The sequence below is a fragment of the Alistipes sp. ZOR0009 genome (assembly GCF_000798815.1).
Taxonomy (GTDB): domain Bacteria; phylum Bacteroidota; class Bacteroidia; order Bacteroidales; family ZOR0009; genus Acetobacteroides.
Genome location: NZ_JTLD01000065.1, coordinates 1 through 18449, shown reverse-complemented (window position 1 = coordinate 18449; position 18449 = coordinate 1). Strand labels below are relative to the sequence as shown.

The 18449-nt window shown below is 44.0% G+C and carries 13 protein-coding genes; 5 read left to right on the top strand and 8 right to left on the bottom strand.

The annotated features are described in order from the left end of the window. Positions 1-95 precede the first annotated feature (95 nt). The 8 genes from L990_RS19440 to mnmD all read right to left on the bottom strand — a co-directional run bounded on the left by L990_RS19440 (position 96) and on the right by mnmD (position 12013). On the bottom strand, positions 96-971 hold the full coding sequence (locus L990_RS19440; RefSeq protein WP_081981758.1) for a FecR family protein: 876 nt from the start codon (positions 969-971) through the stop codon (positions 96-98). 254 nt (positions 972-1225) lie between these two features. After that, entirely contained in the window at positions 1226-1792 is a 567-nt protein-coding gene (locus L990_RS15615) for an RNA polymerase sigma factor (RefSeq protein WP_052181080.1), read from the bottom strand. Positions 1793-3293: 1501 nt separating this feature from the next. Next, positions 3294-5366, bottom strand: a complete 2073-nt coding sequence (locus L990_RS15610) for a ComEC/Rec2 family competence protein (RefSeq protein WP_047451296.1) — start codon at positions 5364-5366, stop codon at positions 3294-3296. 114 nt (positions 5367-5480) lie between these two features. Then, complete coding sequence (gene carB / locus L990_RS15605; RefSeq protein WP_047451308.1) at positions 5481-8696, bottom strand: carbamoyl-phosphate synthase (glutamine-hydrolyzing) large subunit; 3216 nt, start codon at positions 8694-8696, stop codon at positions 5481-5483. 44 nt (positions 8697-8740) lie between these two features. Beyond that, positions 8741-9823, bottom strand: a complete 1083-nt coding sequence (gene carA / locus L990_RS15600; protein ID WP_047451294.1) for a glutamine-hydrolyzing carbamoyl-phosphate synthase small subunit — start codon at positions 9821-9823, stop codon at positions 8741-8743. A 261-nt stretch (positions 9824-10084) separates the two neighbouring features. Next, complete coding sequence (locus L990_RS15595; protein ID WP_047451292.1) at positions 10085-10564, bottom strand: methylglyoxal synthase; 480 nt, start codon at positions 10562-10564, stop codon at positions 10085-10087. A 149-nt stretch (positions 10565-10713) separates the two neighbouring features. Continuing rightward, positions 10714-11268: a hypothetical protein gene (locus L990_RS15590; protein WP_156121637.1), complete on the bottom strand. Its 555-nt coding sequence runs from the start codon at positions 11266-11268 to the stop codon at positions 10714-10716. Positions 11269-11326: 58 nt separating this feature from the next. Further along, complete coding sequence (gene mnmD, locus L990_RS15585) at positions 11327-12013, bottom strand: tRNA (5-methylaminomethyl-2-thiouridine)(34)-methyltransferase MnmD (RefSeq protein ID WP_047451288.1); 687 nt, start codon at positions 12011-12013, stop codon at positions 11327-11329. 110 nt (positions 12014-12123) lie between these two features. On the opposite strand from mnmD, the gene L990_RS15580 reads away from it, so the two are divergent. The 5 genes from L990_RS15580 to lpdA all read left to right on the top strand — a co-directional run bounded on the left by L990_RS15580 (position 12124) and on the right by lpdA (position 18235). Then, complete coding sequence (locus L990_RS15580) at positions 12124-14058, top strand: sigma-54 interaction domain-containing protein (protein ID WP_047451286.1); 1935 nt, start codon at positions 12124-12126, stop codon at positions 14056-14058. Between the two features lie 130 nt (positions 14059-14188). Then, a complete protein-coding gene (locus L990_RS15575; RefSeq protein WP_052181079.1) occupies positions 14189-15124 on the top strand; it encodes a metal ABC transporter solute-binding protein, Zn/Mn family in 936 nt (311 codons plus the stop codon). After that, positions 15124-15879 (top strand): metal ABC transporter ATP-binding protein, encoded by a 756-nt coding sequence (locus L990_RS15570; protein ID WP_047451284.1) that lies wholly within the window; start codon positions 15124-15126, stop codon positions 15877-15879. The genes L990_RS15575 and L990_RS15570 overlap by 1 nt, the downstream gene beginning before the upstream one ends. Continuing rightward, positions 15876-16706, top strand: coding sequence for a metal ABC transporter permease (locus L990_RS15565; protein ID WP_047451283.1), 831 nt, complete (start codon positions 15876-15878; stop codon positions 16704-16706). The genes L990_RS15570 and L990_RS15565 overlap by 4 nt, the downstream gene beginning before the upstream one ends. A 137-nt stretch (positions 16707-16843) precedes the next feature. Further along, positions 16844-18235: a dihydrolipoyl dehydrogenase gene (lpdA, locus tag L990_RS15560; RefSeq protein ID WP_047451280.1), complete on the top strand. Its 1392-nt coding sequence runs from the start codon at positions 16844-16846 to the stop codon at positions 18233-18235. Positions 18236-18449 lie beyond the last annotated feature (214 nt).

Here is an 18449-nt window from a genome sequence, read left to right as displayed (position 1 = left end):
CGAACTATTTTATCGCTACTTGATTTTATTGTCGGGAAATACTCTGTATTTCCCGATTTTTACTTTAAACTAAATTAGCACAAGTATTTAGCAGGTTAGTTAAACAATATTGTACGATTAACAACTTTATACGATAAAGGAGCAGTTATTCTTAGCACCTCCAATATGGAGCCTAAATCTTCTCCATACCTAAACTCTCCATTGAACTTTTTTTGCTTAAGCCTTTCGTCAAGAATAATAATCCGAACGTTATATACTCGCTCAAACTGCAAGCTAAGTTCCTCTAATGTCATTTGGTTCATCTGTATAATTCCATTAAGCCACATAACATTATTGGTTGCATCAGGCTCATTTACAACCGTAAAACACCGATTAAGCTGGTTATAGGAATAAACATCATTAGGCAAAAGCTGCCGATTCTGGTTAGTCACGCTATTTTCCACCATTACCGAGCCTTCTAGCAAGGTTGTGGTAATGTTAATATCGTTGGTGTAAGCTTTAACATTAAATTTGGTACCAAGAACCTTCACTCCAATATCACCAACACGTACAATAAACGGCTTATGTTTGTTGTGGGCAACTTCAAAGTACGCTTCACCTGACAGAAACACCTCCCTCTTCTTCGAGGTAAACTCTCTTGGGTAAACAAGCTTACTGCCAACGTTTATCGTAACCTTAGATCCATCAGCAAGAAGCAGATGTTTAACCGTCCCCGAAACGTTAGTTTCTACTGCATACTCCACCTCTTTGGTTAGGCGTTCTTGCAGAAATAGAAAGCAACTCGAAAGAATTAACGCAATTGAGGCTGCAACTGCCCATCCTTTATATAGGGTATTTATCCTCCTCAGTTTGATTACATCTGCTTGCGATATTCGTTCCATTAACCTAATAAATGAACGATCAATACCAGACCGACCTTCGGGGATTACCGTTCTTATTCTTATTCTATCTAACAGCTGCCGTAAATCCATATACAATCATAGGCCTTAAAGTAAGCCCTTACACCTTTTAGAAAACACTTGAAGCTAAATCCCGTAAACGAAGGTTTATTTTTTTTAATCAAAATCAGCAATCCGAATTGGGATTAAAGTTGCGGTAAAAAAACATTTGATTAAAAAACAAACTTACTCACAGAATATCAAACATTTACAACAATAGAAAAATAAATATCCTATCAAAAAACAGGAGACAAGCAACTAAGTAATACTAATAAATATGTGTTGGATTATTTTAAGAAAGGATAAAGTTCCTGCTCTATTTTTTTCAGAGCAATAGCCACCTGGGTTTCTACTGTACGGGGCGATATGTCCAGTATTTCCGCAATCTCCTTGTACTTTAGATTATCCTCCTTTACCAGCTTAAAAATAAGCTTACAGCGTTCCGGTAGATTGTTGATGGCAGCCGTAACTGCTGCATTAAGTTCTCCATACATGAGCTTACTATCAGATCCGTCAGGTTCGATGTACGCTTCCATCTCTAGTTCGTCAACACCTAGAGTAACCCGCTTATAATAGGAACTTTTAAGAACATTAAAGCAACCATTTTTTACAGCCGAATAAAGGTAAGTATCAAAGTGAACAATCCCTACAATTGAATTACGAGCCTTCCAAAGGTTAAAAAAAACATCAGAAACAACATCTTCAGCAAGTTCTATCGAGTTAATATACCATCTAGCAAATGAAACCAATTTCTGGTAGTACAGATAGTAAAACTCTCGGAATGCCTTCTCATCTCCAGTAGAAATCCTTTGAAGTAGTTCTTTTTTATCCAACATTTCCGAATTGCTCTCCACGCTCCCTCTTGATTTTAATAATATTTCTAAATACTAAACGTTGTCAATACATCTCCATACAGCCTATACGCCCAAGCTTTCACTCACACACAATAGTTATTTCAATAAAATTCATTCAAGAGCACCAGCTTATTCTAAAATCGAAGCGCAATATTATAAAAATTGATGGAGCTGCAAAACAAAAAGGCAGATTCTTCTCATTTTTATAAATATCCATAAATATTAAAAACATCCTATTTTTAAGCAGTTCCATATCAAATAGTAAAAAACGCATATCGTCATTGATGATAGCAACTTATAAAATTAAAAAGCACAAAATATCAATAGCACTACTCTATTAAAATCATCAAATCAAAACAAAACATACACATCTATCAATATTCCAATTGAGAAACCAGCCATTACATTCAAAGTTGCAGTTTGTATGCCAAATATGACACTGCATTAATATAATGCAAGAGAGAGGAACCTTACAATTCGACAGATTAAGCATAAAAATCGCTATAAATTAGTTCGGATGACACAATGCTAGCCTTCGAACATGTGCTAGCAGTAATTTTTGTTCGACAGGAGCTACAGAAACCTCGTTTTTAGCGCAAAAACCGATCAGCTAGAATATGTCGCAAATAGTACAGATATAATCCAAAGACCATTCTTTGAATGTGCAATACTGTATAACCTGACGTTATTATTAATAATACTTCGCGTAGATTATTAAATTCCTTGGTATATTAATAATTTACCAGCTACATTAATAATGTAGCATCCAAAATATTAATATTCTTCGTAAAATATTAGTATTGCCTGTAAATTATTAATGTAGCACCCTAATAATTTACATCTTCCGTAAATTATTAATGTAGCACCCTAATAATTTACATCTTCCGTAAATTATTAGGGTTGCACCTGATACTATTAACAAAGGAAAGAAATAGCCAGCCAACTGTAAGCAAAGTGTATCCTTACGGCTATTTAATAAATCTGGATAAAACTTATTGCTATCTGCACTACTCGATCACGTCCCACCTTAAAACATTTAATAATATAATTCAAGCTATTTTTATACGGCAGGGATATAAGCAAAAAAAAGAGGACCGATTCTCATCGTCCTCCTGTTTCTTAGCTCCAATAAATGTGTCTTAACCAATATTCTAACATATGAAAACGAGCCAAGTAGTATCTTTTATGGATAAATCCGCTGTTACAAGATAATAAATTTCACACAAAAAAACAAAAGAAGCAACAATTAGTAGATAAAACGTTACTAAGGTTTCCCCTTGATGCATATTCGTTGCGCGAACTTCTACAACTCAAAAATATATAAAAGAAAACATCTCCAACCACACTTAACGATGTTTAACAACACTATTCGTTACAAAAGTGCGCCATCTGCGACTCTTTCGCTTACGTTTTGAAATCGGATGCATGCTCCTAATCAACTTTATATAAGGATCAAGAGTTTTTACCTCTAAGCTAATACAAGTCTACACTTTTACATAGATTACATATCCAGCCTATAAGCTCCGCTCGCTCTAACGCTATAAAAGGGAACATTGGCCTCGTCACAGCCTTCATCCCACTTCTTTTCCCAATAGTTTGAAACAGATTCGTCAACAACAACGACCTTAGGGGCAAGCACCTTAAATAGAGTTTCTGGCTTCCATCTGCATTTTTTAGTTATAATCACTAGATCAACCACTACACGTTCTTTTGCACCAATTCTACTAGAGGCTAACCTATGAGGGATAAATATAAACTTGCTGTTGAAGGAGCACCATCCATCCTTAATGTCAACACCGCCAAGCCTAACCGCGTCATTCATTTTACAAAATCTAACATCACCTACGCCTCCCAAACCCCACCTCACGAGAGATGGCTCCATAAATTTATACGAATAGCGATCGCGTACCGAATCACAAAGGCAAATAGCACCTTGACCTTGCCCAAAAAGAATGGAAGTACCTCCTCTTTGAGAATATACAACAAGCCTATTTTTGCAGGAATCTAGCTGCCCCCAAAAGCTTTTACAAGCAACGACCAGAATAACCGATAACGATATAATTAACAACAAAGCTTTTCGATATATCATAAAAATGTAGAACAGTACAAACGCAGCAAACAATGCAAGCATTTGCCATCTATTAAGATAAATCCCCGAAATAATGGCGTTAGGAATACCTTCTAGATGCAAGGTTGCGATGTTGGTTATCCTTAACAGCCAATTAAGGGCAACATCCAAATAGTAACACCCCAAACTCCACCACGAGATAGCAAGATATACCAAAGCCATATAAATTATTAGCGATGTAAGAGGTATTAATACAATATTCGTTAGCAAAAAAATCAACGGAAACTGATGAAAATAGTAAAGAACCAAAGGCATAGTAAGAATCTGAGCAGCAATGGATACTGCAACTAAATCATAAAACCACCTTGCGACCTTATTATGGGGTGCATAAATACTTAACGGCTTATAAAAAAGAAGTATAGAAATAACAGCCGCATAGGAAAGCAAGAAACCTACATCGTACAAGAAAAATGGATTTACCAGCAGTAAAACTAAAAAAGAGGCGGCAACCAAATTATAAATATTATAATCCCTATTAATTAGCTTTCCAACAAGAATAAAGGTAAACATAATAGTAGCCCTAACTATTGATGGAGAAAACCCCGCAACGAATGCATAAAGCCATAGAGCACAAAGAATAGCAACGCTTCTGACCCACAAAATCCGCCTATCTTTCATGAAAAATAACAGCACAACAAGAACTCCATAAATAAGGGCAACATGCATCCCCGACACCGCCAAAATATGCATTGCACCAATATTCGCATATGAAGACTTCAAATCGCCATCTAGAAACTGCTTATCCCCAATCATCAAAGCGACAAGAATGCCGAGCTCATCTTTCGCAAAAGATGCTCGTTGAAATGTTTCGAGGGTATACTTCTGAATCGCTTTTGCCCACCTGACTAAAAAGAAGCTTCTCCCCTTACCTACCGTATGAATACCTCCTTTACCAATTGAAGCAACCGAGAAAATACCTTGATGCGAATAGTACTCCTTAAAATTGAATTCGTACGGATTTTTGGGTGGTTCTACTGCTGAAATCAAGCATCTAACATGTAGCAGATCGCCGTAATTCGGCAAAATGGAATCTCTAGAAAAGGTTGCACATTTACTGCCCAACACGCCTTTTAAACTATCGGATGCTTGTATTACTACGGAAGTCCACCGATAACCATATCTTGTTTTTATGGGATTATCATCGACTTGCAGTGTTAGAAATGCCTTTTCGGGTTTAGGTAAATCAACGTTTAGATTTCTGATACCTGCAACATAAGAAGCGCCTGTGCAAAAAAGGAATAGCATTACCCCCAATCCAAAAAGCCAACGCTCGCTATACTTCTGATTTGAATATCCCCAAATGAGGAATAAAACACCCAAAAGTAATATCGGCAGGTAATAATACCAACCAAACCCTACCTCTACAGAAATAGCAACACCTAAACTAAACCCTACTACAATTTTCAGCAGGGGAAGCACGCGTAACGGTTCAATGAGCTGTCGCATACAAAAGAAATGCTTAAAAAACTCCTCTGCACAAAACCATCAACGCTTAAATATAATAAAAAAAGGGTAAGAATGCCAACGCACCCTTACCCTACCATTTTGATTAGTATCCTATTAACGATACTCGTCCCAGCTTCTAATCTTCAAGTCATCCAAGTTGTACTTGCAGATTGCGTATACAAATGCGCTGGCTAAGCGAGCATTTGTTATTAGCGGAATATTAAAGTCTACCGCACTACGACGGATTGTATAATCATTTGCCAACTCCGATTTGGTTAAATTCTTTGGGATGTTTATAACCAAATCAATCTTTTTCTCGCGAAGGTAGTCTAACGTATTTGGCGTTGCCTGCTCATCTGGCCAATGGAGTACCGTTGATGGAATTCCATTGTCATTCAAAAATTGGGCAGACCCCTTGGTGGCAAATAGGTTAAATCCTTTTGCGTGCAGCATGCGGGCACTATTTAGGAGCTCAATCTTAGAGCGAGCATCCCCCGTTGAAAGAAGTATATTCTTTTTAGGAAGACGGTAACCGACAGAAAGCATAGCCTTAAGTAAGGTTTCGTAGTAGTTTTCACCAATACACCCCACTTCTCCTGTTGATGCCATATCCACTCCAAGAACAGGATCGGCCTTAGAAAGACGCGAGAAGGAAAACTGAGAAGCCTTAATCCCGATGTAATCCAGCTCAAAAATAGACTTATCAGGCTTACTCACCTCCATTTCGAGCATTACCTTTGTTGCCAGCTCGATAAAGTTAACTTTAAGAACCTTGGACACAAAAGGAAAGCTTCGCGAAGCACGAAGGTTACACTCTATCACCTTTATATCGTTATCCTTTGCAAGAAACTGCATGTTGAATGGACCTGATATATTAAGCGCCTTGGCCAGCTGACGAGCTATTTTCTTAATACGACGAGCCGTTTCGAAGTAGATCTTTTGGGCTGGAAATACCATTGTCGCATCACCAGAGTGAACACCCGCAAACTCGATATGCTCGCTAATGGCATAAGCGATCACCTCGCCCTTATTAGCTACTGCATCTATTTCGATCTCCTTTGCATTTTCGATGAATTCCGTAACTACAACAGGATACTCCTTAGATACATTAGCAGCTAGCTTAAGGAAGTGCTCCAGCTCGTAGTGGTTAGACACCACGTTCATTGCAGCACCCGAAAGCACATACGAAGGTCTAATTAGAACAGGAAAGCCAACCTCGTCAACAAACTTATGTATCTCATCCATTGATGTTAGCTCTTGCCATCTTGGCTGATCAATATCCAGCTCATCAAGCAACGAAGAGAACTTGTGACGATTTTCAGCCCTATCGATATCAACTGGCGAAGTTCCAAGAACTGGCACGTTCTGATCGTACAACTTCATTGCCAAATTATTGGCTATCTGACCTCCTGTTGAAACCACCACTCCATGAGGCGTTTCAAAGTCGATGATATCCATCACCCTTTCGAATGTTAGCTCATCGAAATAAAGACGATCACACTCATCGTAATCGGTTGATACGGTCTCGGGATTATAGTTAATCATAACACCGCGCAACCCCTGCTTACGAACCGTTTGAAGCGCATTAACAGAGCACCAGTCAAACTCTACGGAACTTCCAATTCGATATGCCCCAGAACCTAAAACAATTACCGACTGGTTATCGTTAGGCCTTTCGATATCACTCGAATTGGCATTGTAAGTAACATATAGATAGTTTGTTTGGGCAGGGTATTCGGCTGCAAGCGTATCTATCTGCTTAATATGAGGTAGTATTCCCAATGATTTTCGATACTCCCTAACTTTAAGCGACTTTTCATTCATCGAACGGTCGTCCTTCAGAATAAAGCGTGCAACTTGAAAATCGGAAAAACCTTTACTCTTAGCATCCTTCAAAACAGCCGCAGGCAGCTCCTCAATCTTGTCGTACTGCTGAAGTGCAACTTTCGTATCAAAAATAGACTTAAGCTTAACCAAAAACCACTTATCTATCTTCGTCAGATCGTGAACGCGGTCGACCGAGTAGCCCGCATCGAAAGCAGATGCAATGCTATAAATACGCATATCCGTAGGTTCCGAAAGCGCCTTGTCGATATCGGCAAACTCAAGGTCGTTGTTGCCAACAAACCCGTGCATACCTTGGCCGACCATACGAAGACCTTTCTGTATTGCCTCCTCAAAAGTACGTCCAATTGACATAACCTCGCCAACAGACTTCATACTAGAGCCAATCTCCTTTGATACGCCTATGAACTTATTTAAATCCCAACGAGGAATCTTACACACAATATAGTCAAGGGCTGGCTCAAAAAATGCGGTGGTTGTTTTAGTTACAGCATTCTTCAACTCGTGTAATCCGTACCCCAAACCTAGCTTTGCAGCAACGTGCGCCAACGGGTAACCTGTGGCCTTCGATGCCAATGCCGACGAACGAGATAGACGAGCATTAACCTCTATTACACGGTAATCCTCAGAATATGGATCAAGCGCATACTGTACGTTACACTCACCCACAATACCTACCTTACGTACAATCTTAATGGCAATTCTACGAAGCTTATGGTACTCTGCGTTAGTTAGGGTTTGAGATGGCGCAACAACAATACTCTCTCCGGTATGTATACCTAGCGGGTCGAAGTTTTCCATGTTACAAACCGTGATGCAGTTATCATAACGGTCGCGAACAACCTCATACTCGACCTCCTTCCATCCCTTTATCGATTCTTCTACAAGAATTTGAGGAGAATACGAGAAAGCCTTGTCGGCAAGCTTCAGCAGTTCATCTCGATTATCGCAGAATCCAGAACCTTGCCCTCCAAGCGTGTAAGCAGCACGAACAATTATAGGAAAGCCCAACTCTTCTGATGCCTTTAAAGCCTCCTCTACAGTTGTACACGAGATGCTCTTGGGTGTCTTCACATCAATTTCGTGAAGCAAATCAGCAAACAGCTGGCGATCTTCCGTATTCTTGATCGACTGAACTGGCGTCCCTAAAACTTCTATTCCATACTTTGCAAGCACGCCCGAGTCAAATAGGGCTGTACCACAGTTTAGGGCTGTTTGTCCGCCAAACGAGAGCATGATACCATCTGGACGCTCCTTTTCTATCACCTTCTCTACAAAGAAAGGGGTAACAGGCAGGAAGTAGATTTTATCAGCAACACCCTCTGATGTTTGAACGGTTGCAATATTAGGGTTGATTAGTACCGACTGAATTCCCTCTTCCTTCAGAGCTTTTAGCGCTTGCGAACCCGAGTAGTCGAACTCACCAGCCTCTCCAATTTTAAGGGCACCCGAACCTAGTACTATTATCTTATTAAATTTCTTTATGTCGCTCATTGCTAATTGTCGAATAATGGGTTAACGGCAAATAACTATCTAGCCTTACAGGCCTCGATGTTGCTGATAAAATCATCGAACAAAAACTCGGTATCGGTAGGACCACTTGACGCTTCGGGGTGGAACTGAGCCGAGAAGATACGCTTAACCTTGTGGCGCACCCCTTCGTTGGTACCATCGTTCAAGTTGATGAAGTAGGGTTCCCATTCGCCACCCAGCGTGCTATTGTCTATAGCGAAGCCGTGGTTTTGAGATGTTACGAACGCCCTATTAGTTCCAACCTGTAAAACGGGCTGATTGTGGCTACGGTGCCCGTACTTTAACTTGTACGTATTGGCACCAGACGCAAGTGCAAGCAGCTGGTTTCCTAAACAAATCCCCATTATAGGCTTATCCTGCTCGATGGCCACCTTTAAGTTCTTAATAGTGGCTTCGCACATTTTAGGATCTCCCGGTCCATTCGAGATGAACAGACCATCGTACTCCTCGTTCAAAAAGGAGTAATTCCAAGGGACACGAACTACCGTCGTATCGCGTTTCAGCAAATTTCGGATGATGTTGTTCTTAACACCACAATCAACCAACATAATCCGATGCCGCCCATTCCCGTAAACTTTAACTTCTTTAGTGCTAACCTGATCGACAAGGTTTTCTTGATTAGGATCACGAAAGTCGATATCCTGACCTTCAAAAACTATCTTACCCATCATCGCACCCTTTTCACGAAGAATTTTGGTAAGTTGCCGCGTGTCAATGCCCGTAATTCCAGGCACCTTGTTCCGTTTAAGCCAGCTGCCTAAACTTTCGTTAGCATTCCAATGGCTGTACTCCTCAGAGTAGTCAGAGATGATCAATCCATCAATATGGAGCTGATCTGATTCATAAAATTTAAAAAGATTGTCCTCTTGATTTGCGCCGGGAACGCCGTAGTTCCCAATTAGAGGATAGGTAAGGACGAGGAGTTGACCTCGGTAAGAAGGGTCGGTAAGGCTTTCGGGATAGCCGGTCATGGCAGTATTGAAAACTACCTCGCCAGCAGAACATCCTTCGTAGCCAAATGACTTACCGATGAATTCAGTGCCGTCCTCCAAAACAAGCTTAACGTTTTTAAGATCCATTGAAGCGTTAAATGATAAAGTTACGGAGGGCTTTTCGCAATGAAAAACCTTGTAAACTTACACTTTATCTGACTACTTAAAAATATAAACTTTTGCAACAAACGAGAATACCATTTGGCAATAACCTTATTATAAGAAACTTATAAACAAAAACAAGGCTCCAATATTAGTAGAGTTTAACGGATTCATCTAGCATACAGGCTCTTCTAAACAAAAAAAGCTGCTCGTTTTGAGCAGCAGCATCAAGGTGAAGGCACCTATCTACAAATCGATTTTCCGGCTAATGTAGTTCGAGTAATCGTACACCTTAGGAGTATACTCTTGCTCCAGGATTGGCGACGTTACAATAAAATCGGCTGTAGAACGGTTTTGCGCCGTTGGAATGTTGTAAACAGATGCGATACGAAGTAGCGCCTTAACATCCACATCGTGAGGTTGCGCATGCATTGCATCCCAAAAGAAGATTAGGACATCAATCTTACCCTCTGCAATTAAAGAACCCAGCTGCTGATCGCCACCAAGAGGACCCGACTTTAAGCAGGTTATTGAAACCTTATCGATTGCCTCGTCGCCATACTTGTGGCGCAGTGAATCCTCAATCATTCTCCCTGTTGTTCCCGTGCAAATCAAATCGTGCCCCACCAACCTTTCTGAATTCTTCTCAACCCACTGGATCATATCCTTCTTACAGTTATCGTGGGCTACCAATGCAATACGTTTTTGTACAAGCATTTTTCTCATAAATGGTATTTTATATCACTTCACAAGATACCATTTATCTTAGTTTTTGTTTACCAGAAGCCGTCTATTTAACAAACTTTAAACGCACTCCCATCTTCATAACTACAATAAAAACAGGAACAAACGCGCTGATAGCGAACTACCACCAGCTACTCCTCCTCGATTAAAAGAATGCCCTCGCGAGTAGGGTGCTCGCTTACTCCTACGGTTGATTTTACATGGCGAGACTCCCAGAGTAAGGTAATATCGCCAATAGAAGCAAGCGTAAAGAGGTATCCAAAAATAAATACGGAAGGATAGTTTATAGATAAGCCCAGCACGAGAGGGAAAAGACCTAATATTGCGTGTGGAATAACCATTGCCAGCCTAAAGTAGGAAATTCCAGCAGGAATTTCTCTGTCGCCACACTTCATAAGCTGATTTAGGTTGAACCCATACCAGAATTTAGACATCGGAAACTTTCCGAGAATGGCCAGCGTTAGCCTAAAGAAAAACTCATTAAGAAACAGCCCCATTAGGACGATAGGAATACAAACAAAGGAGAAAAAGCGACTCACACCCCAAAGAAGAGGCTCTGAACCCCATACCCAAATATATAATGCAACTGTTGATGATATCAGTATAAAAAATGGCAGCCCTATCATCGTCAGCTTAAATTCCGACAAAAGGAATTCCCGTTTCTCTCTATTTTTAGCTGTTAACATAACCGATTCTATTTGCCTTCAATTTAAAAGAAAATCACCGATTATGCAAAATAATTAGCTATAATTTTTGAGCTAAAATCATGTGTCTTTTACCTTTCGGACCAGGCAATCTCTTAACACTAAAGCCAACTTCTCGTAAATTCTGCTTAACAAAACCCTTTGAGGAGTAGGTAACGAGAATCCCCCCTTCCCGCATTGAATCGTACAGCTTCTGAAAAACCGCTACCGACCACAGTTGGGGCTGCAAATCGGGGGCAAAAGCATCGAAAAAAACGACATCGACAGGTGCAGCAGGAGCGTAAAATTCAAGATCACCCTCCACCTTACAAATGGAGAAATAGGCGTCTACTTCGACCCAAGAGTTCCAAATAGCGGCGTGCAGGCTGTCAAAAAAGCGCAATCGGTCGATACCCTGCTGCTCGGGATAGGTAAGCCTATCCGTAACCGTTCTATCAAGCGGATACTTCTCGATAGCAGTATAGCAAACCTTTACATTGTGCTCTACGGCATGCTGGTAAGCCAGCATTGCGTTTAGCCCCGTACCAAACCCCACTTCAAAAACGTTGACCAGCTTTAAAGGACAAGCAGCCAACCCTGCGTTAATATACACATGCAGCGCCTCGGCAATGGCACCGTTGGTAGAATGGTAATGCTCCACCCCTCCGTCTATCGAAAGCGTTTGGGAGCCATCGCTCGTGGCAACCACCTCCACCCTACGCTGTAACCTATCACTATCAAATATCATAGCAACTGAAAATAAAGCACAAAATAAAGAGTAAAACGAACAAAATTCAAACATTGCTCATTTTTAGTACAAGAGGCAAATAATGCTAACTTTGCTACACATTACGACCTATGAGCTCGAGTAAGAAAAAAACAGAGGATATCATCCGCCAATCGTTTGCCAGATGCATGGCAAGCGGCTTAGAGCGGAGGCATTTGGCCCGCCCCCACCACCTGCGTGAAAGCGAACTTTCGGAGAAGATGGAGCGGTCGAAACAGCTAATGGCTGCTTCGGAACCCAACATAAGCCTACTTAAGAGCTGCATCGACACCAAAGGCATTTCCATACTCCTTGCCGATGCCGACGGCTACATCCTAAAGGTAACGGGAGATGCCGTCTTTGCCAAGACAATATCAAAATATGGATTTGCGGTGGGAGTGCAAGTGGCAGAGGATAGCCTTGGAACCAACGCTATCGGAACCGCTCTTTTCGAAAAAACACCCATACAGCTAAGCGGAAAAGAGCATTTTCTCTTTCAGTTAGAGGAGCTACACAGCGTTGCAACGCCGATAACCAGCAGCAAAGGTACCATTATTGGCGTAATTGGCATAATTGCCAAGGAAGAAACCCCAAGCTGGACAACCGCCTTAAAGGAGACAGCAGCAGCCATCCGCGAAGCATACACGCTACTAGAAGCCAAGCAACAGCTATCCCTCTCGAACAGCCTATACGACTCCATTATAAATGCGCTCAATCACGGGCTTATTGCGGTAAACCGAGTTGGAAAAACGATACGCTACAACCAGCGCGCGCTAGCAGCAATAGGGCTATCGAGCAGCGATCTGGAGCGATACAACATCTCCCGATTTATTCCAAACTGGGAGTCAATACAAAGCTCGATGTCCCGAAAAGAGAGCATCTTCGATGAGGAGATCGTTTTTGAGAATGCAACCGTAAAGGAACGATATGCCGTAAACTTCCTCCCCATCGTTACCAAAGATGAGTACGAGGGAGCCATCATTCTGATTAGGGAAATGAAGCGGGTTTACAATATAGTAAACAAGTTTACAGGAATGAACGCGCGCTACACCTTCGAAGACATTATCGGCGAAAGCTACGAGATGCAACGGGTGATAGAGTACGCCAAGATTGTAGCCGACAGCCCATCGACCATTCTAATTGAGGGGGAAAGCGGTACCGGGAAAGAGCTCCTAGCCCAATCGATACACACCTACTCGAAAAGAGGAAACGCAGGCTTTGTAGCCGTAAATTGCGGGGCACTACCCGAAACCCTTATCGAAAGTGAGCTTTTTGGCTACGACGACGGCGCATTTACGGGTGCCCGTAAGGGAGGAAAACCTGGCAAATTCGAGCTGGCCAACGGCGGAACCCTCTTCCTTGACGAGATTGGTGAAATGCCCATTGACATGCAGGTAAAGCTACTACGCGTAATTCAAGAAGGCGTAATAACCCGAGTAGGAGGAAGCAAGGAGATCCCCGTTAGCGTGCGCATTATTGCAGCCACCAATAAGGATCTAAAGGAGGAGATTAAGCAGGGTAAGTTCCGTCTCGACCTGTACTACCGCTTAAGCGTAATTCCACTTCGCATTCCATCGCTAAAAGAGCGCAAGGAGGACATCCCCATGCTCATAAGCTACTTCCTACACTCCAAAGCGCTAAAGCTAAACAAGGACGTTCCGGAGATATCCTCGGAAGTTTACCGCTTTCTGCTTAACTACAGCTGGCCTGGTAACGTACGCGAGCTCGAAAACTTTATCGAGAAGACGGTAAACCTAAACGGCAATATCGTATGGGATGTAAGCAAAGATCAGGTAAAGAATCTACCCAACGTAGGAAACATACCGCTCCTAAACGAGCCAACAGATAGAAGGTCGGCCGATAGGAAGACGCCGCTGATAACCATAGACGAAATGGAAAAGAGGATGATAACCCAAGCGGTAAAGGAGCTGGAGGGAAACATCAGCCAAATAGCAAAGATACTTGGGCTGAGCCGAAACACGCTTTACCTCAAGATGCGAAAGTACGGAATTCAGCATAGAGGCTAGCTGGCACAAAACCTGCTAAAAGTCAATATTCGGAAACCCGATGAACATTAGCATCAGAAAATTGTATTTAGCATCGTCAATAAAATATTGAACAGCCACTGCGGCTTTAGAACACATAAAAAAGAAAAAGATGAACCATAAACCAAATAGAAACAGCATACGCCTACGATCAATTTTTGGAATAACGCTGGCAGCAGTAGCCACCCTTGGGCTGGTATCGTGCGGAAATGGCAACGGCAGTAAGGGAGCAAAAAAGGAGATGGTAACCGTAAGCATCCCCCCCATAAAATATTTGGTAGATAGGATTTCGGGCAACGAGCTCGATGTAAACGTAATGGTTGCCACCGGTGCCTGCCAGGAGACCTACGAGCCAACCCCCACCCAAATGAAGGATGTAGCCAAATCGAGCATCTTTTTTGGCATATCGAACCTTGAATTTGAGCAAAAGTGGCTACAAAATATAAAGGCCAACAACGCGAAACTTAGCTACAAGAATCTGGCCGAAGGCATCTACGAGGAGCCAGAAGCCTGCACCCATACCGAAGGAGAGCACGAACATGGGCACCACCACTCGCATGGAGGTGTTGATCCGCACTTCTGGCTATCGCCCAAAAACTACAAGGCAATGGCACAGGCTGCCTACAACGAGCTAGTGCGCCTGTTTCCCTCCAACAAGGAGGCGTACACCCGCAACTACAACGCGCTAACAGCCTCTATCGACAGCGTTGATGCCGCAGCCAAAAGCAAGCTCATCAACCTAACGAATAAAAAGTTTATCATATACCACCCCGCCCTATCCTACTTTGCTAAAGAGTATGGGATGGAGCAAATATCCATAGAAAAAGACGGGAAGGAACCCGACGCCAACCACATAAAAGAGCTGGTTACCATTGCCAAAACCAACGGCATTAAAAAGATATTTGTGCAGAAGGAGTTTGACATGAGCATCATCAAAAGCTTTGCGGGCGAAATTGGCGCAACCGTCGAACCCATCAACACCTTTGCGTACGACTGGGTAGGCAACATGAACCAAATTATAGAGACCCTATACTCCGCCAACCGCTAATGAAAAAGCTAGTAGAGCTAACCGATATTACAGCCGGATACGACGGTTCCGTAGCGCTTCAGAAGGTAAACTTTGAGGTTAAGGAGCAGGACTATATTGGGGTTATTGGCCCCAACGGCGGCGGGAAAACCACCCTGCTAAAGGTGATACTGGGCATTCTTGCCCCCTACACCGGAACCATAGCGCTTCCGGGATCGGCCACCGGGCAGCGCGACTTTATTGGCTACCTGCCACAGGTAAACAACATAGACAAGAAGTTTCCGATAACGGTACAGGAGGTGGTACTCTCGGGCATCATGTCGCGCAAAGGGTTCTTTAGCCGCTACACCAACGACGATAAGCAACGCGTGCGCGAGCTGCTACACCAAACAGGCATCGAGCACCTGCGCAAGAAGGTAATTGGCGAGCTCTCGGGCGGACAAATGCAGCGCGCATTCCTTTGCCGCGCCCTCATATCCAAGCCCAAGCTGCTGATACTTGACGAGCCAAATACCTACGTGGACAACAAGTTTGAAGGCGAGCTGTACGAGCTCCTCAACCAGCTAAACCGCGAGATGGCCATCATCATCGTATCGCACGATTTGGGAACCATCAGCTCCTACGTAAAGTCGATAGCGTGCGTAAACCGCCATTTGCACTACCATGCCTCGAACATCATCAGCGAGGAGCAGCTAAAGAGCTACAACTGCCCCATACAGCTAATCACGCATGGGCATATCCCCCACACCGTCCTCAAAAATCATAGCGAGCAATGATTGAGTTTATACACGACATATTCAGCTACCAGTTTCTACAGAATGCCTTTCTTGCCGGGCTGCTGGTGAGCATTGCCTGCGGCATAATAGGCACCTACATTGTAGCCCGTAGGCTGGTATTCCTTAGCGGCGGCATCACCCACTCCTCCTTTGGCGGTATTGGGATTGCCTACTACCTTGGCATGAACCCCATTCTTGGCGCGTTTGTCTTTTCGGCCATATCAGCCCTGGGGATAGAGTACTTTGCCGACAAGACCCGGATGCGCGAAGACTCGGCCATCGGCATACTTTGGGCTATCGGCACCGCCATTGGGGTGATATTCGTTTCGATGACACCCGGCTATGCCCCCAACCTGATGAGCTTCCTGTTTGGCGGGCTGCTTGGAGTAACCCAGGTAGACCTGCTGGTGATGCTTATACTGAACGTAGCCCTGATACTGCTATTTACCTTTGGCTTAAGAACCATCCTGTACATAGCCTTCGACAAGGAGTTTGCCATTACCCAAAACGCCTCGGTAAAGCTAACCAACTACCTGATGATGATCCTCATCTCCCTTACCATTGTAATATGCATAAGGGTGGTTGGCATTGTGCTGCTCATTGCGCTGCTCACCATTCCGGTGGTTACGGCGAACATCTTTTACAAAGATTTCAAAAACATAATGGTCGGTTCGGTTGTTTTGGGGTTTGTTGGAATGATGGTGGGGCTATACTTCAGCTTCGAAGCTAACCTCCCCTCGGGCGCGGCCATCATATTGGCACAATCGATAATTTGGTTAATTTGCAAGGGGATTGAATGGGCCATGAGGCGGAAGGATTACCGCTGATAACCAACGCCCAACCAAAGAGCGCAGCCGGGAGATCATCCCACCAAAACGTTAAAATGGCGAGGCCGATACCGACATAACGGGTAGGCCGACAAAAATAAAAAAGTGAAAACTAAACTACATAAAAAACAAAAGTAATGAAGTTCGATTTAGTAGTAATAGGTAGTGGTCCTGGTGGCTACGTAGCCGCAATCCGCGCTAGCCAGCTGGGCAAGAGCGTTGCTGTAGTAGAAAAAGCTGAGCTTGGTGGTATCTGCCTTAACTGGGGATGTATCCCAACCAAGGCGCTGCTAAAAAGCGCATCGGTATTTGAGTACGCCAAGCACGCTGCCGAGTACGGCGTTAAGCTAGAGGGCGGCATCACCGCCGACTTTGAGGCCATTGTAGCCCGCAGCCGTGGCGTAGCCGACGGTATGAGCAAGGGCATCCAGTTCCTATTCAAAAAAAATAAGATAGAGGTTATCCAAGGCTTCGGTAAGCTAGCTGGCGCCAACACCATAGAGGTGAAGGCCGACGATGGCACCACCACCCTGGTAGAGGCCGACAACATCATCCTAGCAACGGGAGCCCGCAGCCGCATCCTTCCTAACATGCCTATCGATGGGGAGAAGATCATTGGCTACCGCCAGGCGCTGGTGCTTCCAAAGCAGCCCGAGTCGATGGTAGTGGTTGGATCGGGTGCCATTGGTAGCGAGTTTGCCTACTTCTACAACACCATCGGAACCAAGGTTACCCTGGTGGAGTACCTGCCCAACATCGTTCCGCTAGAGGACGAGGAGGTGTCGAAGCAGCTTGAGCGCTCGTTTAAGAAGCAAGGCATTAAGGTGATGACCGGAAGCGAGGTGCTTGCCGTAGATACCACCGCCGACAAGTGCAAGGTGACCATCAAAACCAAAAAGGGCGAAGAGGTGGTAGAAGCCGACATCGTGCTATCGGCCGTAGGCGTATCGACCAACCTTGAAGGGCTTGGCCTAGACGAGGTGGGCGTTAAGAACGAGAACGGCAAGGTGCTGGTTAACGAGTTTGGACAAACCAACATCCCAAGCATCTACGCCATTGGCGATATCGTTCCCGGACCAGCGCTTGCGCACGTGGCCTCGGCCGAGGGTATCACCGCCGTTGAGCACATTGCCGGACTAAATCCGCACCCCGTTAACTACAACAGCATCCCCGGATGTACCTACACCAACCCCGAGATTGCCTCGGTAGGATTGACCGAGAAGAAGGCCGTAGAGGCTGGCTACGAGGTGAAGGTAGGTAAGTTCCCCTTCTCGGCATCGGGTAAGGCGAGCGCCGCTGGCGCAAAGGATGGCTTTGTGAAGCTAATATTCGACGCCAAGTACGGCGAGCTGCTGGGTGCACACCTTATTGGAGCCAACGTTACCGAAATGATTGCCGAGCTGGTGGTTGCCAAGAACCTTGAAACAACCGGACACGAGATCATCAAGTCGGTACACCCTCACCCCACCATGAGCGAGGCCATTATGGAGGCTGCCGCTGCAGCCTACGGCGAGGTAATTCACATCTAATACGCGTACCATACCGCCATATAAGCCCCGGAGACTCCTCTTCGGGGCTTTTTTATGGATGATGCCCGCCCCGGCGCCACAATACCGAGCAACCAAGGCGGCGCACTCAGCAACCAAGCCTCCGCACTAAACAACGAGGGCGGCGCACTCAGCAACGAGGGCTCCGCACTAAACTACGAAGGCGGCGCACTCGGCAACCAAGCCTCCGCACTAA

Coding starts and splice junctions, on each gene's coding strand:
- L990_RS15565 (WP_047451283.1), top strand. CDS start 15,876: ATGATTGAGTTTATACACGACATATTCAGCTACCAGTTTCTACAGAAT.
- L990_RS15595 (WP_047451292.1), bottom strand. CDS start 10,564: ATGAGAAAAATGCTTGTACAAAAACGTATTGCATTGGTAGCCCACGAT.
- lpdA (WP_047451280.1), top strand. CDS start 16,844: ATGAAGTTCGATTTAGTAGTAATAGGTAGTGGTCCTGGTGGCTACGTA.
- L990_RS15570 (WP_047451284.1), top strand. CDS start 15,124: ATGAAAAAGCTAGTAGAGCTAACCGATATTACAGCCGGATACGACGGT.
- L990_RS15590 (WP_156121637.1), bottom strand. CDS start 11,268: ATGTTAACAGCTAAAAATAGAGAGAAACGGGAATTCCTTTTGTCGGAA.
- L990_RS19440 (WP_081981758.1), bottom strand. CDS start 971: ATGGATTTACGGCAGCTGTTAGATAGAATAAGAATAAGAACGGTAATC.
- mnmD (WP_047451288.1), bottom strand. CDS start 12,013: ATGATATTTGATAGTGATAGGTTACAGCGTAGGGTGGAGGTGGTTGCC.
- L990_RS15575 (WP_052181079.1), top strand. CDS start 14,189: ATGAACCATAAACCAAATAGAAACAGCATACGCCTACGATCAATTTTT.
- carA (WP_047451294.1), bottom strand. CDS start 9,823: ATGGATCTTAAAAACGTTAAGCTTGTTTTGGAGGACGGCACTGAATTC.
- L990_RS15610 (WP_047451296.1), bottom strand. CDS start 5,366: ATGCGACAGCTCATTGAACCGTTACGCGTGCTTCCCCTGCTGAAAATT.
- L990_RS15580 (WP_047451286.1), top strand. CDS start 12,124: ATGAGCTCGAGTAAGAAAAAAACAGAGGATATCATCCGCCAATCGTTT.